Annotated in this window: 13 protein-coding genes and 1 other annotated feature (1 of these 14 running past the window's edge); of the genes, 12 read left to right on the forward strand and 1 reads right to left on the reverse strand. The window is 35.6% G+C overall.

Translation table 11 applies throughout. From position 1 onward, the window contains the following. The first annotated feature begins 4 nt into the window (after positions 1 to 4). From NFR27_RS01890 to NFR27_RS01910, 5 genes are all read left to right on the forward strand, one after another. Positions 5 to 937 (forward strand): bifunctional riboflavin kinase/FAD synthetase, encoded by a 933-nt coding sequence (locus NFR27_RS01890; protein WP_251440642.1) that lies wholly within the window; start codon positions 5 to 7, stop codon positions 935 to 937. 234 nt (positions 938 to 1,171) lie between these two features. Further along, complete coding sequence (locus NFR27_RS01895) at positions 1,172 to 2,359, forward strand: aminotransferase-like domain-containing protein (RefSeq protein ID WP_251440641.1); 1,188 nt, start codon at positions 1,172 to 1,174, stop codon at positions 2,357 to 2,359. Positions 2,360 to 2,570: 211 nt separating this feature from the next. Next, positions 2,571 to 3,338 (forward strand): chorismate mutase, encoded by a 768-nt coding sequence (locus tag NFR27_RS01900; RefSeq protein WP_251440639.1) that lies wholly within the window; start codon positions 2,571 to 2,573, stop codon positions 3,336 to 3,338. Next, a complete protein-coding gene (gene recD2, locus NFR27_RS01905; protein WP_251440637.1) occupies positions 3,338 to 5,482 on the forward strand; it encodes an SF1B family DNA helicase RecD2 in 2,145 nt (714 codons plus the stop codon). The genes NFR27_RS01900 and recD2 overlap by 1 nt, the downstream gene beginning before the upstream one ends. Further along, the gene (locus NFR27_RS01910; protein WP_251440636.1) at positions 5,483 to 6,163 is read left to right on the forward strand and encodes a ComF family protein; all 681 of its coding nucleotides are present in this window, start codon (positions 5,483 to 5,485) and stop codon (positions 6,161 to 6,163) included. It begins immediately after the preceding gene. A 64-nt stretch (positions 6,164 to 6,227) separates the two neighbouring features. Here NFR27_RS01910 and NFR27_RS01915 read toward each other — a convergent pair whose 3' ends face one another. Then, complete coding sequence (locus NFR27_RS01915) at positions 6,228 to 6,830, reverse strand: HD-GYP domain-containing protein (protein WP_251440635.1); 603 nt, start codon at positions 6,828 to 6,830, stop codon at positions 6,228 to 6,230. A gap of 649 nt (positions 6,831 to 7,479) precedes the next feature. Between NFR27_RS01915 and NFR27_RS01920 the strand changes: the two genes are divergently transcribed. From NFR27_RS01920 to hpf, 7 genes are all read left to right on the forward strand, one after another. Then, positions 7,480 to 8,301 carry a basic amino acid ABC transporter substrate-binding protein gene (locus NFR27_RS01920; protein ID WP_251440634.1) on the forward strand — a complete coding sequence of 274 codons (822 nt, stop codon included), beginning with the start codon at positions 7,480 to 7,482 and terminating at the stop codon, positions 8,299 to 8,301. Positions 8,302 to 8,460: 159 nt separating this feature from the next. Beyond that, positions 8,461 to 9,225 carry a basic amino acid ABC transporter substrate-binding protein gene (locus tag NFR27_RS01925; protein WP_251440633.1) on the forward strand — a complete coding sequence of 255 codons (765 nt, stop codon included), beginning with the start codon at positions 8,461 to 8,463 and terminating at the stop codon, positions 9,223 to 9,225. Positions 9,226 to 9,283: 58 nt separating this feature from the next. Next, positions 9,284 to 10,474: an aminotransferase-like domain-containing protein gene (locus NFR27_RS01930; protein WP_251440632.1), complete on the forward strand. Its 1,191-nt coding sequence runs from the start codon at positions 9,284 to 9,286 to the stop codon at positions 10,472 to 10,474. A gap of 145 nt (positions 10,475 to 10,619) precedes the next feature. Further along, positions 10,620 to 11,276 (forward strand): amino acid ABC transporter permease, encoded by a 657-nt coding sequence (locus tag NFR27_RS01935; protein ID WP_251440631.1) that lies wholly within the window; start codon positions 10,620 to 10,622, stop codon positions 11,274 to 11,276. Then, positions 11,273 to 11,992 carry an amino acid ABC transporter ATP-binding protein gene (locus NFR27_RS01940; protein WP_251440628.1) on the forward strand — a complete coding sequence of 240 codons (720 nt, stop codon included), beginning with the start codon at positions 11,273 to 11,275 and terminating at the stop codon, positions 11,990 to 11,992. Before NFR27_RS01935 ends, NFR27_RS01940 begins: the two co-directional genes overlap by 4 nt. Before the next feature lie 470 nt (positions 11,993 to 12,462). Then, positions 12,463 to 12,660 (forward strand): cold-shock protein, encoded by a 198-nt coding sequence (locus NFR27_RS01945; RefSeq protein WP_251440625.1) that lies wholly within the window; start codon positions 12,463 to 12,465, stop codon positions 12,658 to 12,660. Between the two features lie 302 nt (positions 12,661 to 12,962). Continuing rightward, positions 12,963 to 13,493 (forward strand): ribosome hibernation-promoting factor, HPF/YfiA family, encoded by a 531-nt coding sequence (gene hpf / locus NFR27_RS01950; protein WP_251440622.1) that lies wholly within the window; start codon positions 12,963 to 12,965, stop codon positions 13,491 to 13,493. A 183-nt stretch (positions 13,494 to 13,676) separates the two neighbouring features. After that, positions 13,677 to 13,819: a binding site (T-box leader), on the forward strand; it runs 67 nt beyond the window's last position.

Consider the following 13,819-nt stretch of genomic DNA (forward strand, 5'->3'; position numbering starts at 1 on the left):
ATGTATGAAGATTTTAACGTCCTTTGCAGAGTTACAACAATTAAACACTAATATTGTCTATGCATTAGGTACCTTTGATGGCCTTCATCGTGGTCATCAATCGGTAATACAGCGTGCTGTAGCTGAAGCAAAGGCGGCGAAGGCTAGTACGGTAGTGGTGACCTTTGATCATCACCCTTTGCATATTTTAAATCCATCTCGTTGTCCGACCATGCTTTTACAGGCTGTGTTGAAAGGTGAAATTTTACACGACCTTGGTGTTGATTATGTATTGTGTTTGCCAATGACTAAAGAATTATTAGCTATACCGGCTGAGGAATTTGTAGTAGCCTTGACGGCTCATAATAATGTGATTGCTTTTGTAGTAGGACAAAATTTTACATTTGGTGCTGGCGGCAAAGGAACGCCTGCTTTAATTCAACAGTTATTACAAGATAGACCGATTGTTGTACACGCGCTGTCATTAGCACAATGCCAAGAAGTACAAGAACATGTATCCAGTACATTAATTCGACAAGCTGTTCGTAAAGGGGATTTAGCCTTTGCTAAAGCCTTATTGGGCAGACCCTACATGTTTCGTGGAGTAGTAATTGAAGGGGATCAGCGTGGGCGCACCTTAGGGTTTCCTACACTGAATTTCTTATTTCCTAAAGAACTTACCTTGCCACCTGATGGAGTATATGTGAATCGTGTATTTCTTGATGGTCAATGGTATGAAGGAGTAGGGAACTTAGGAGATAATCCAACCTTTGAAAATCAATATCACCGTTTTGAGGTTCATCTTTTTGATTTTAATCAAATGGTATATGGCCATGAAGCAACGGTTGAATTTTGGCAATTATTGCGTCCAGAACAGCGGTTTAATTCCTTAGATGAATTAATTGGTCAGATGAAGATTGATGAACAGCAGGCTAAGGAGTTCTTTAAAAATAAATAAAACGACTTCATTACTTATAAGGGTAATATTATTTCTGAAAGTAATGAAAAAGCAGTTAAGCGTCTGTTAAAGAATTGAATCTTTACAGGCGCTTTTGATTTTTATCATAAAAAAATCTTATAAAGTGCATAATAAAATATGTCCATTCTTTATACACAGTTGTATATTTTTAGTTGACATTTACCTATGATAAGAGTATGATAAAAACTACAATAATTTAAGGAGGTTATCATTATGGCTATACGTTTTTCAGATGCAGTTAATGCAATTAAGCACTCAGATACAGGAGATATTTTAAAGCTTATTGCGCAGCCAGATATGATTTCATTTGCTGGAGGGTTGCCAGCGGAAGAATCATTTCCAGCTGAAGAGATTAGAAAGGCTACGGAAATCGTCTTAAATGGTGATGCTGGTAAAGCCTTGCAGTATGGCCCTTCACTTGGTTATGAACCTCTTAGGGACAGTATTGCAAAGCGTATGAATCGCATTGTTAAAACTAATTTTACTAAAGACAATATTTTAATTACTTGTGGCTCGCAACAGGGATTAGATATGTTATGTCGCTTATTCTGCAATACAGGTGATACTGTACTTGTGGAAAAACCATCTTATTTAGGGGCTATTACCGCTTTTAATTTAAGTGGGGTTAATTATGTTGAAATTCCAGGCGATGGACAAGGTATGATTATTTCGGAGCTACGTAAAGCTTTGGAAACACATACGGTACGTTTAATTTATGTGGTAACAGATTTTCAGAACCCAACTGGCATTACTTGGTCGCGTGAACGACGGGAAGAATTCATGAAAGTTGTGGATGAATTTGAAGTACCCGTTATTGAAGATAATCCATATGGTGAACTTCGTTATGAAGGGGAGTATTTACCATCTCTTAATACCTTTGATACGAAGGGCTTAGTTTGTTCTTTGGGGACTTTTTCAAAAACGTTCGCTCCTGGTTTCCGCTTAGGCTGGATTGCGGGGAATCCATTATTTATTGAAAAGTGTGACTTGTTAAAACAAAATATGGATTTATCTACAGCACCATTTTCACAACGTATTTGCGAAGCTTGGTTACAAAATTTTGATTTTGATGCTCATGTACAAAGTATTATAAAATTATATCGCTCTCGTCGTGATGCTATGTTACAAGCCATTGATGAATTCTTTCCTAAGGAGGTCACTCACACCTATCCAGAAGGAGGCTTATTCATTTGGTGTACGTTGCCAGAGCATTTAAAATCCCGTGATATTTTACAGCAATGTATCGAGCGTAAAGTTGCCTTTGTTCCTGGGGAAGCTTTCTTTACATCAGAAGGTAATACGAATTTCTTCCGCTTAAATTATTCTTGTAATGATGAAGCGACTATTCGTGATGGTATTAAGCGAATTGCTGATGTTTTGAATGAGAATTTAAATAAATAGGTTTACCTTAAAGCTGTAGCAAATAATTGTTAATGACCTTTACAGAGTCCATGAGGATATGCGTAAGGGTCATTTTATTTTGCCTTGTTAGGAAATTCCCTCTTAATGCTACAAGAAAATTAGGGAATATGGTAAAATATAAGGGCATGAGAAGATACAAATGTTCTTCTCTATTAATGGTACCGTATAGCTATGTAGGAGCGAGGTAAGTATGAATTTACAAGAAGCACGTCAAAAAATTGATGCTATAGATAAAGAATTAGTTAAAACCTTTGAAGAACGTTTACAGGTTATTTTAGAGATTGCTCGTATAAAAGAAGCTGAAAATATTAGTATATATGAGCCTCAAAGAGAACAAGAAGTGTTGGCTAAGACATTAAGCTATGTAGAAGCTAGTGATCTAAAAGGATATGTTAATCAATTTGTAGAATCGATTTTAGATATTAGCAAAACTTGTCAGAAACAGCATATGCAACAACATATTTTCTTGATTGGTATGCCAGGCGCTGGTAAGACAACAGTAGGTAAAGCATTAGCTCAACATCAAGGAATGGAATTTTATGATTTGGATGCTGTTATCCAAGAAAAGACAGGTAAGTCCATTCAAAATATCATTATCTATGATGGCGAAGATGCTTTCCGTAAAGATGAATTTGAAGCCATTACTGATATTGTAAATCATAAGATGCCAGCTGTTATCGCTACTGGTGGTGGCACCGTATTATCTGAAGACACTGTTAATTTAATGCGTGAATCTGGCTTTGTAGTGTTTATTCATCGTGATGTAACTCAAATTCTTGATGATTTAGACATGGAAATTCGTCCTTTATTAAAAGAAAGCATTGAATATATTTTCCGTTTATATGAAGAGCGATATCCTTTATATGAGAAAGTTTGCCATGTAAAGGTACAAAATGCGAGTACAATTGCTGATTCCGTAGAGGAAATTGTAGCAGCATTGCCTAATGTGGTACGGTAATGGAAACAATTCGGGGCATTGTGCAACGATTAATTTATCACAATGAAACAAATTCCTATTGTGTATTTCTTATAGAAGATTATAATGAAGAACGAATCGTTTGTACTGCTAATTTAGAAGCTCCTAAAGAAGGGGACGATTTAGAATTAACCGGTCGTTATATTACCCATAAAAAATATGGTCGCCAATTTGAAACCAATACAATTGAACGACTAAAACCTGATACTTTGTATGGGGCCAAACAGTATTTAATTAACTTAGGTGTACGTGGCCTAGGCGAGAAGTCAATTGACAAGATTGTAGCGTATTTTGATGAAGCATTACTCGAGGTACTGCGAGCTGAGGATCCTGTAGAATTATTAGCTGTTCCTGGTTTGCGAAAAAGTGTAAAGGACGACTTGTATAATTCGTTGCGCGGCGAAGGTGTTTTGCAAGAAATTAATCGATTTTTAGAAGGGGCAGGCCTCAGTTCACGCTGGAGCCGTACATTGTATACTACCTATGGCGGTGCAGCCATACAAGTATTAGAAGATAATCCATTTAGATTAATGGATATTGATAGTACAATTTCTTTTTCTATGGCAGATACTTTACGATCAGCCCTTGATGTAGCACCTGATGATGAGCGACGAATTGAAGCTGCCGTTATCTATACGTTACGTAATATTAGTGATAATGGACATAGTTGTATGCCAGTAGATGAATTAATTGGCCTAGTCTTTGATATGTTAAGTGGTTATGCGGAAGAAACTGCTGCCCGCATTGAAGAATTGTTAGAGTATGGGCAAATTATTGGTGTAGAACATGAGGGATTACTGTATGTATATAGTCCTAATATTTATCATGCTGAGTCAGAAGCTGCCTATTTGACGCAACAATTAATGGCTGATGGGGCTGTTATTTCTTTGGACCTAACAAGTTTTATTGAGCAATTTGAGTTGCATAAGCAAATTCAATTAGGTGATGCTCAAAAAGAAGCTATTCAATTGGCGCTTCAAAATAAAATGGCACTGATTACGGGGGGGCCAGGTACAGGCAAAACGACGATTATACAGGCGCTTGTAGAAGCGTTTCAACAAACTTCGCAAAATCGTATTTTACTTTGTGCACCTACAGGGCGTGCGGCTAAGCGATTGACTGAGGCCACTGGATATGAAGCGACTACGATTCATCGCCTTTTAATGCCAGTTCAAGGAAGTGATTCTTATGATTTTACCAAGAATGAAGATAATTTGCTTGAAGCTGATGTAGTCATTGTAGATGAAGCATCTATGTTAAATGTACAGCTTTATTATTCTTTGCTAGCAGCTATTCCAGAGTCAGCGTATGTAATTATAGTTGGTGACGTAGATCAGTTGCCACCTATTGGCGCTGGCTTTGTATTACGTGATTTGTTGGATAGTGAAGTAATTCCTTATGTGCGATTAAATACTATATTTCGCCAAAAAGAAGGGAATCGGATAGTAACAAATGCACATGATATTAACCATGGAAAAATGCCTGAGTTGACATCAGCGGGCGAGTTTACTTTTATAGAAGTGCGCAGTGTGACAGATATGATGCACCGCCTTGTAAGTACTTATAAAGAATCCTTAGCTAGTACAGAAGATGAATTAGATGTGCAAATTATTTCCCCCATGAGACGTGGTGTAGCAGGGAGTGTAGCTATTTCCAAAAACATTCAAGAGGCTTTAAATAAAAAATCAACCTTGCGTAGTGAAGTTAAAATTAATGGTCAAGTGTATCGTGTGGGTGACAAAGTAATTCAAGTATTAAATAATTATGAGCTGGAAGTTTTTAATGGAGAAATAGGTGTTATTTTTGCTATTTCTAAGACAGAAGTATCTATTCGCTTTTTGGACAAAGAAGTAAAAGTGCCTATGGAAGATATGGTATCTTTTATGTTAGCCTATGCTATTACAGTACATAAAAGTCAAGGCAGTGAATATGGAACAGTAATTATTCCTTTTATTCCTACGTATCATCAAATGTTACAGCGAAACCTTTTATATACAGCTGTGACACGAGCACGTAATAAAGTAATTGTGATTGGTACAAAGGGGGCTATTCAAAAGGCTGTAGGGACTCAAAGCGGTATAGCTCGTTATAGTCTTTTTAAAGAGCGCTTGCAGGGAGTGATATAAGTGCAGTGGCGTGATTTTTTATATCCACCAACTTGTCCTAGTTGTGGTGTAGATGTGTGGCATGAGGGTGAGTGGTGTAAAATTTGTTTTGAAGAATTATATGATGTTCGTAAAGTTACAGATCTCGCTGGAGAGGATTTGGCGTATGCATATGTAATAGGACATTATGATAAGGGTCTTAAAAGTATATTACGAGATATAAAGTTTCAAGGAAAAAAGGAGCGAGCCATAGGGGCCGCTCCTTTTTTGTATTCATTTATGCTTGCCTTAGATGAGGACATATTGACTGCTGATTATGTAGTGCCTATACCTGTTAGTGACTCTAAGCGCCGAATAAGAGGATATAATCAAGTGGATATATTATTTAAGAAATGGGTTCAGGCAGTGTCTAAACAAATAACAAAGCCGCCATGTCATTGGCAATGGTTAGAGGCTTTACATAAAGTAGATTCTACACAGGCTATGTTTTCTTTAGGGCGAACTGAGCGCCATGAAAATATGAAACATGCTTTTACAGCTATACCAGAGGTAGAAAAATCAAAGTGTTTAAAAGATAAACGAATAATGATAGTTGATGATATATTTACAACAGGTGCTACCTTAGAAGCCGCTGCTAAAATATTAGTGACTGAATATGGGGCGGCAGAAGTTATGGGACTAGCCTTAGCAGGGGGGCATTAAAAAAGCAGTCTACTTTTGTAGACTGCTTATGTATGAATTGGATATTTATATGTTTGTATATACTTTAACCGATAATTTCAATGAAAGCTTTAACTAAATCAGGATCGAAATAGATGCCAGATCCGCTGAATAATTCTTGCTTCGCTGTTTTCTTACTTTTAGACCAGGACTCTGTAGATGGATTGATTGCAGAGTCATAATAATCAGCTATACCAATAATACGGGCCCCCAATGGAATATTACTACCGCAAAGATGTTTTGGAAAACCAGAACCATCCCAACGTTCATGGTGATAGCGAATATAAGGAATTATTGGTTGGCAACATGGATAGTTTTCAATCATGTTTGCCCCATTCGCAGGATGTTGACGATATTTAGACATTTCTTGCCGATTGAAGAATGGTGCTTTTTTTAAAACTGTAGAAGGCATCATAAGTAATCCCACGTCATGCAGTAATGCACCATGTCTAATTTGTTCTATTTCGTTGGCTGGTAGCCCTAGTTTAGCGGCAATACTGACAGAATAATTGGCTACATTGATGGAATGTGTATAAAGCTCATAGCTTTTCATGCGAATCATCTGAAGTAATTGGGCGCTAATGGCTTCTAAGCTATCTTGCTCCAATTCATATAAGCCTGATGGCTGCATTAAAGATAACATAAACATAATACTGAGTCCTTCCCTTTGTGTCCCCATTTAACAAGTAAACACATTATACAATATTATTGCACTTTTGGGTATAGGTCTATGTTGCTATCTAAGTATAGTTAGTTATGGCAAAGATGAAAGGATTTTGAGAAACTAAAAGAGAATACACTGAACAAGGGCTTTATAAAGATTGAATCCTTTAACTAACGAAAGTAGCAAGTGTAAAATATAAATTTGTCATATAATTTTTGTATAGACAAAGTAAAATTCTTTGCGTATAATTTCTTCATACGGGTCTGTGGTTGAAAGTCGAGGCCAGTCGCAGGCAAAACGATCCACGTAAGTAATGCAACGACATTATGAGCATGGTGCGGCTTAGATGTAAGACCTACCGATAAAATCGAGAGAAGTAGTAGTGGGGAGCGAGAGGCTTAGGAGCGAACCTTCCAGTAGGCGAGTGTGGGGGCAAAGACCAGGTCAGCCGTATATAAAAGACAGCTTTTTAGCTGTCTTTTATTTTTATGCAAATTTTTCTGAATTTTTATTCATTTACCTATTGACATGATTATACATTGTTATGTATAATCATGTCATACCAATTAGAGAAACTCAGATAAAGAGAGAGTTTGAACTTATTATTATACAGTAAAGAGTAGGAGATGGAGTTATGTTTACACAGAAGATGAAGAAACTTATGATTACCGGTATGGCAGTTTTGGCCATGGGGGCTTTAGTAGCAGGTTGTGGTAGTGATACAGCAAGCACACAAGCTGACAATGGCAAAAAAGTAATTAAAGTTGGGACTAATGCTACTTTCGTGCCATTTGAATTTAAAGATGAAAAATCACAGGATTTGACAGGCTTTGACATTGAGATGGTTAAAGCTATTGCAAAAAGAATGAATGCAGATGTGGAATTTAAAAATGTATCCTTTGATGCTTTGATTCCTAGTCTAGGTAATAAAGACATTGATATGGCTGCTTCTGGTATGACAATCACCAAAGCAAGAGCAGGTAAAGTATTGTTTGCTTCTCCATACTATGAATCTGGTATGGCTGTAGTGGTTAAAGGATCTTCGAATATTAATACACTACAAGATTTAGAAGGTAAAAATATTTCTGTTCAAATGGGGACTACCGGCGCTGATTTAGCGGCCAAAATTGCGAATACTACATTAAAACAGTTTGACCACAGTAGTGATGCTTTATTAGAATTAAATAAAGGCAGTGTTGATGCTGCTGTGTTAGATTTACCAGTAGCTCAATACTATGCATCTAAACACACTAATGAAGATGTAAAAGTAATTCCATATCCTAATACTAAAGAATATTTCGGTTTTGCTTTTGCTAAAGATAATAAAGAATTACAAGCTGCTGTAAATAAAGCCATTGCTGACATGAAACAAGATGGTGAATTAAATGCTATTTATCAAAAATGGTTTAAAACAGATGCACCTGCAGATATGCCAACAGAATGGTCTGGCAATTAATGATTGCAGTAAAGCTATAGGGGTTTCATTGTAAAATTAAAATAAATTTGATACCATAGTAACAGATAAACAGTACTATACTTAAGTCAGTTTTAGTGTAGTACTGTTTCTTTTATGAGTGGTATTTGTATACGTGTTAAAAAGATAGGTGGTAATCATATGAATTGGAAAAAAGGGTTAGCGATTGTAGGTACTGTGATGGCATTTAGTGCATTAGTTGTAGGTTGTGGAAGTGATACAGGTAGTAGTGATAAAAAAGTCATTACTTTTGCTGCAGAAACTACCTATCCGCCGTTTGAATTTGCTGAAGGTGAGACATATAAAGGCTTTGATGTAGATTTAAGTAATGCCTTGGCAAAAGAAATGGGCTATGAAGCAAAATTTGTGAGTATGGGCTTTGATGGATTAATTCCGGCTTTACAAAGTAAACAAATTGATGCTATTGCCTCTGGTTTAGTAGTAACGAAAGAACGGGAAGCGAAAGTTAATTTTACGAATCCGTATTATCACGTGAAATTAGTCATGGTAGTTCGTAATAATGAAACTAATATTAATGGTGAAGAGGATATTGCCGGCAAGCGAGTGGCAGCTCAAATTGGTACTACTGGGGCTATGTTAGCACAGAGTAAACCAGGAACTACGGTGAAAGAATTTGATGCGATTCCTAATATGTTACAAGACTTGAGTAATAATAGTGTTGATATTGTAATGTTAGATGAGCCTGTGGCTAAATACTATATTACTAAATTAAATATGAAAGACTTACGAATTGTGCCAGTAGGCTTGCAGGATCATACGATTGCTATTGCAGTTCGCAAAGAGGATAAGGAATTATTGGATAAAATGAATGCAGCGTTTGAAACATTAAAAGCTAATGGTGAATACGATAAGTTACAACAAAAATGGTTTGGCGATATTCAATAAAAGTGTCATTACTACATTTTAAATTATTATTGGATTACAGTGTAAGGAACTAATATATATGGAATATAAGGATTTATATGCAAAACGAGCAAAAGAGTTAGAGCGTTCAGCTATAGCTGCCTTAAAAGATGAAGCAGCCGGTATAGGGGATATATTATCGCTGGGCGAAGGGGTACCAGCGGCTGAATTATTTCCTACTCAAGCGCTAAGTCATGTTGCTAGTAAAGTTTTTGCTGAAGTTGGTCAAGATGTATTACAATATGGTGACACTAAGGGGTGGCTGGCTTTACGAGCAAAGCTCGTTGATATTATGAGTAAATATGGCGTTACTACATCACCAGCATGTATTCAAATTACTAGTGGTTCTATGCAATCCTTAGATATTGCGGCAAGATTATTATTAGATGTAGGTGATACTGTACTTGTAGAAGATCCTACCTTTATTGATGCTAAGAATTGTTTAGCTATGACAGGAGCTACTGTAAAAGGAATTCCTTGTGATTCACAAGGGATGAATCTAGGGCTATTAAAAGAAACTTTAGAAGCAGATAATTCTATTAAAGCTATTTATGTAATCCCTGATTATCAAAATCCTACTGGTCTTTGTTGGAGTGATGAGCGACGACAAGCTTTCATTGATTTAGTCAATGAATATAATATTATTATATTAGAAGATAATCCATACGGTGAGATTACTTATACTAATACTTATCGACGTGCTTTGGCAGCGTATGATAAAAAAGGGCAAGTCTTATTTATGGGCAGTTTGTCCAAGACATTAAGTCCTGGCCTACGAATTGGCTGGTTGAGTGGTGATGAAACACTCATTACTAATCTTAATTTAGTAAAAGAATGTTGTGATATTCATAGTTCATTGCCAGATCATGCCATTGCGGCAGAATTTATGAATATATATTCTTATGATGACCATGTTGCTTCTATGAATACAGTTTATAAAGAGCGGCGTAATACCTTAGTGGCTACCTTACAAGAGGAATTACCTGAATTTACCTTTACTGTACCAGAAGGAGGTTTTTTCTTGTGGCTAAAATTGCCAGCGACTATTAATGAATATGCTTTTTTTCAAGCGGCTATAAAAGAAAATGTGTTAGTTATTCCGGGGACGCCATTCTTTGTAAATTCACCTTCTGCAAGCTTTGTAAGACTTAATTTTACTGGTCTAGAACCGGAAAAATTACAAGAAGCTGTAAAACGATTAGGCAAAGCATATCAATCTATGATTAAATAACTATTGACATTGTATAAAAATACAATTATAATTACGTAAGCATAGAAATGAAATTCTATGCATTACTTGTTATTAATTTAAATAGAACTGTTAGGTTATTTATTTAGGATTGCAATTATTATGCATACAAAGGAAAGGGTTAATTATGAGTTTTGATTGGAGTTTAATTTGGGATAATATTCCCATATTATTACAAGGGGCCGTCATTACAATTCAGATTACAGTAATGGCTGTAGGTTGTGGCTTTTTTATTGGTATGATTGCTGCATTAGCTAATTTATCACGTTTTAAAGTTATTCGTATGCTAGTCAAATGCTATGTAGAATTATTCCGTGGAACACCATTATTAGTGCAAATTTTTATGATTTATTTTGCCTTGCCTATGGTAATCGGTCAATCTATCAATCCTTATGTAGCAGCTGTTACAGCATGTAGTATTAACTCTGGTGCGTATGTATCTGAAATTTTCCGTGCTGGTATTCAATCTATTGATAAAGGTCAAATGGAAGCTGGTCGCTCCTTAGGTTTAACTTGGGCCCAAACAATGCGGTATATTGTAATGCCACAAGCTTTTAAAGCAATTATTCCACCACTTGGTAATGAATTTATTGCTATGATGAAAGATACTTCCTTAGTATCTGTTATTGGTTTTGAAGAATTAACTCGTCGTGGTCAGCTTATCATTGCTCGTACCTATGGCTCTTTTGAGATTTGGACAGCTGTGGCAATCATTTACTTAGTAATGACATTGAGTATTTCACAGTTAGTAGCCTTCCTTGAAAGGAGATATAATATCAAATGATTAAGATGATAGATGTACATAAAAGCTTTGGCAAAAATGAAGTATTAAAAGGGATTAATCTTCATGTTGAGCGCGGAGAAGTGGTTGTTATTATCGGTCCTTCTGGATCTGGTAAAAGTACAGTATTACGCTGTATGAATTATTTAGAAGAACCTACGACTGGTGATGTTATTGTTGATGGCATGAATTTGAATAATAAAGAAAACATCAATCATGTACGCGCTGAAGTGGGGATGGTATTCCAACGCTTTAATTTATTCCCTCATATGACGGTTTTAGATAATATTACGCTCGCACCGCAAAAAATTCGTAATAGTTCTAAGGAGGAAGCAGAAGCCGTTGCTTTAGAATTGCTTGAAAAAGTAGGTCTAAAAGATAAAGCGCAAGCTTATCCAGAACAGCTATCTGGGGGACAACAACAACGTGTGGCTATTGCTCGTGCTTTAGCTATGAAACCTAAAGTTATGCTCTTTGATGAACCAACCTCGGCGCTTGATCCTGAAATGGTTAGTGAAGTACTAGATGTAATGAAGGAATTGGCTAACGAAGGTATGACAATGGTCGTAGTAACTCATGAAATGGGTTTTGCGAAAGAAGTAGGAACAGGTGTTCTTTTTGTTGATGAAGGTAAGATTTTAGAAGAAGGAACGCCAGTTGATGTATTTGAGCATCCAAAAAATGAGCGTACACAATTGTTTTTGTCTAAAATTTTATAAAGTATATGATGACGTCTTTCTTTTTGAAAGACGTCATTTTTAAAATTTATAAATAAAAGTTATTAAAATTTTTATTTTATGAATAAGATAAAGTGTGCGTATAAAAAGAATAAAGCGAACTTTTGGTTCACTGAATTAAGATGAATAAATAGTAATAATTTATAACTGTTTTGATTTAAAATTACATGTTAAATTGTTATTAGTATAGCCTATGAATTTTTGATTTGAAAATCTGAGGTTAGTCGCAAGAACCTTATAGTTTCAACATTTGTAGGACTTTATAAAATGATAAAGTCAAATTGAGAATCAACAAGATGTTTAATTTTGCATAATAGTGCCATAAATAATTGTATGTATACTTATAATGCATATACGGTATAATATCCTTGTTTTTTAACACTTACTATGCTAACATAGTTGAAGGGTACTATAGGTACTCTAATGCAGGGATTTTTTAGGAGGAATTTTTTATGCTCGGTAAAGTTAAGTGGTTCAGTGCAGAAAAAGGTTATGGATTTATTGAAAGAGAAGACGGTGGCGATGTATTCGTACATTTCTCCGCGATTCAAGAAGATGGTTTCAAATCCTTGAATGAAGGTCAAGAAGTAAACTTTGAAATCGTTGATGGTGAACGCGGCCCACAGGCTACGAATGTCACTAATGCATAAATAACTACACTGAAAGACCAGCCTAGGCTGGTCTTTTTTATTTTGCCTAAAAATCTATAGAGGTATGATAATTATTAATTATCATATAACAGACTTGTATATATACTGTAATTACAATTTGGATTTGGATATATTACTGAAAAATAAGAATTAAGCACAGCTAGATTTGTTTAATTTAAAAAAGTTGAAAAAAATTAAAAAATTTTTAAAAAATAAAAAGGACTTTTGTAACTCTCTGGAGAATTAGTATAATATAGACAAACAAGTTCTTAATTGGAACTTGGAAGAAAGGATGTTTGCATATGAAAGTAACAGTAAGAGGTAAGAATTTAGAAGTCACTACAGCACTTCGGGAATATTTAGAAAAACGTGTGGATAAACTTGCTCGTTATTTTGATGCACCATTTGATGTACAAGCCGTTCTTTCCGTAGAAAAAGAAAATCGAGTAGTTGAATTAACTTGTTTTGTAGAAGGTGTTGTACTTCGTGGTGTAGCATCGAACGCTGACATGTACGCAGCTATTGATTTGGTAGTAGATAAAATAGTTCGTCAAATTCACAAATATAAAACACGTCTAGCACGTCGCTTCAAGAAGGAAGCTGGTTTCAAACCAGATGCATATGTACCGGAAGTACCAGTACAAGAAGAAGAAATTGATGTAGTTCGTCGCAAACATTTTGCAGTACGACCTATGAATGTGGAAGAAGCGATTATGCAAATGAATTTAGTAGGTCATGACTTCTTTATGTTCTATAATGCAGAAACTGAAGTTATGAATGTTGTGTATCGTCGTAAAAACGGTTCCTATGGGTTGATTGAGCCTGAGAATTAGAGGCAACTCCAGAGGGAGATTAAACATAGGACGTTTATATAATTGAATAGTGTAAGCAAGGGCAGGTTGAGTATAACCTGTCCTTGCTTTTTTCTTGTTCATATTTAGCTGAAATTATGAATATTTTTATTTGTTACTTGACAAATGAGAATTTAAAACCTATTATATTAGTATGTTTTAAATTAAAACGCTATGAACAAAACAAGTACTTTTGATGAACTATACAGAGAGACGAGTCATGGCTGGAAGCTCGTTATAGTAGATTTAGGAGGAATGCCTTTGTGAGCGGGAGAGCTGAATGTAAGTAGGTTCTCACGGTTATCCAC

Origin of the sequence: Veillonella intestinalis, from assembly GCF_943192895.1 — a bacterium.
GTDB lineage: Bacteria > Bacillota > Negativicutes > Veillonellales > Veillonellaceae > Veillonella_A > Veillonella_A intestinalis.

What these genes read in the sequence shown, in the direction of transcription:
- NFR27_RS01935 (WP_251440631.1), top strand. Translation starts at nt 10,620, where the DNA reads ATGAGTTTTGATTGGAGTTTAATTTGGGATAATATTCCCATATTATTA.
- NFR27_RS01920 (WP_251440634.1), top strand. Translation starts at nt 7,480, where the DNA reads ATGTTTACACAGAAGATGAAGAAACTTATGATTACCGGTATGGCAGTT.
- NFR27_RS01925 (WP_251440633.1), top strand. Translation starts at nt 8,461, where the DNA reads ATGAATTGGAAAAAAGGGTTAGCGATTGTAGGTACTGTGATGGCATTT.
- NFR27_RS01945 (WP_251440625.1), top strand. Translation starts at nt 12,463, where the DNA reads ATGCTCGGTAAAGTTAAGTGGTTCAGTGCAGAAAAAGGTTATGGATTT.
- hpf (WP_251440622.1), top strand. Translation starts at nt 12,963, where the DNA reads ATGAAAGTAACAGTAAGAGGTAAGAATTTAGAAGTCACTACAGCACTT.
- NFR27_RS01895 (WP_251440641.1), top strand. Translation starts at nt 1,172, where the DNA reads ATGGCTATACGTTTTTCAGATGCAGTTAATGCAATTAAGCACTCAGAT.
- NFR27_RS01890 (WP_251440642.1), top strand. Translation starts at nt 5, where the DNA reads ATGAAGATTTTAACGTCCTTTGCAGAGTTACAACAATTAAACACTAAT.
- NFR27_RS01930 (WP_251440632.1), top strand. Translation starts at nt 9,284, where the DNA reads ATGGAATATAAGGATTTATATGCAAAACGAGCAAAAGAGTTAGAGCGT.
- NFR27_RS01940 (WP_251440628.1), top strand. Translation starts at nt 11,273, where the DNA reads ATGATTAAGATGATAGATGTACATAAAAGCTTTGGCAAAAATGAAGTA.
- NFR27_RS01915 (WP_251440635.1), bottom strand. Translation starts at nt 6,830, where the DNA reads ATGTTTATGTTATCTTTAATGCAGCCATCAGGCTTATATGAATTGGAG.
- NFR27_RS01900 (WP_251440639.1), top strand. Translation starts at nt 2,571, where the DNA reads ATGAATTTACAAGAAGCACGTCAAAAAATTGATGCTATAGATAAAGAA.
- recD2 (WP_251440637.1), top strand. Translation starts at nt 3,338, where the DNA reads ATGGAAACAATTCGGGGCATTGTGCAACGATTAATTTATCACAATGAA.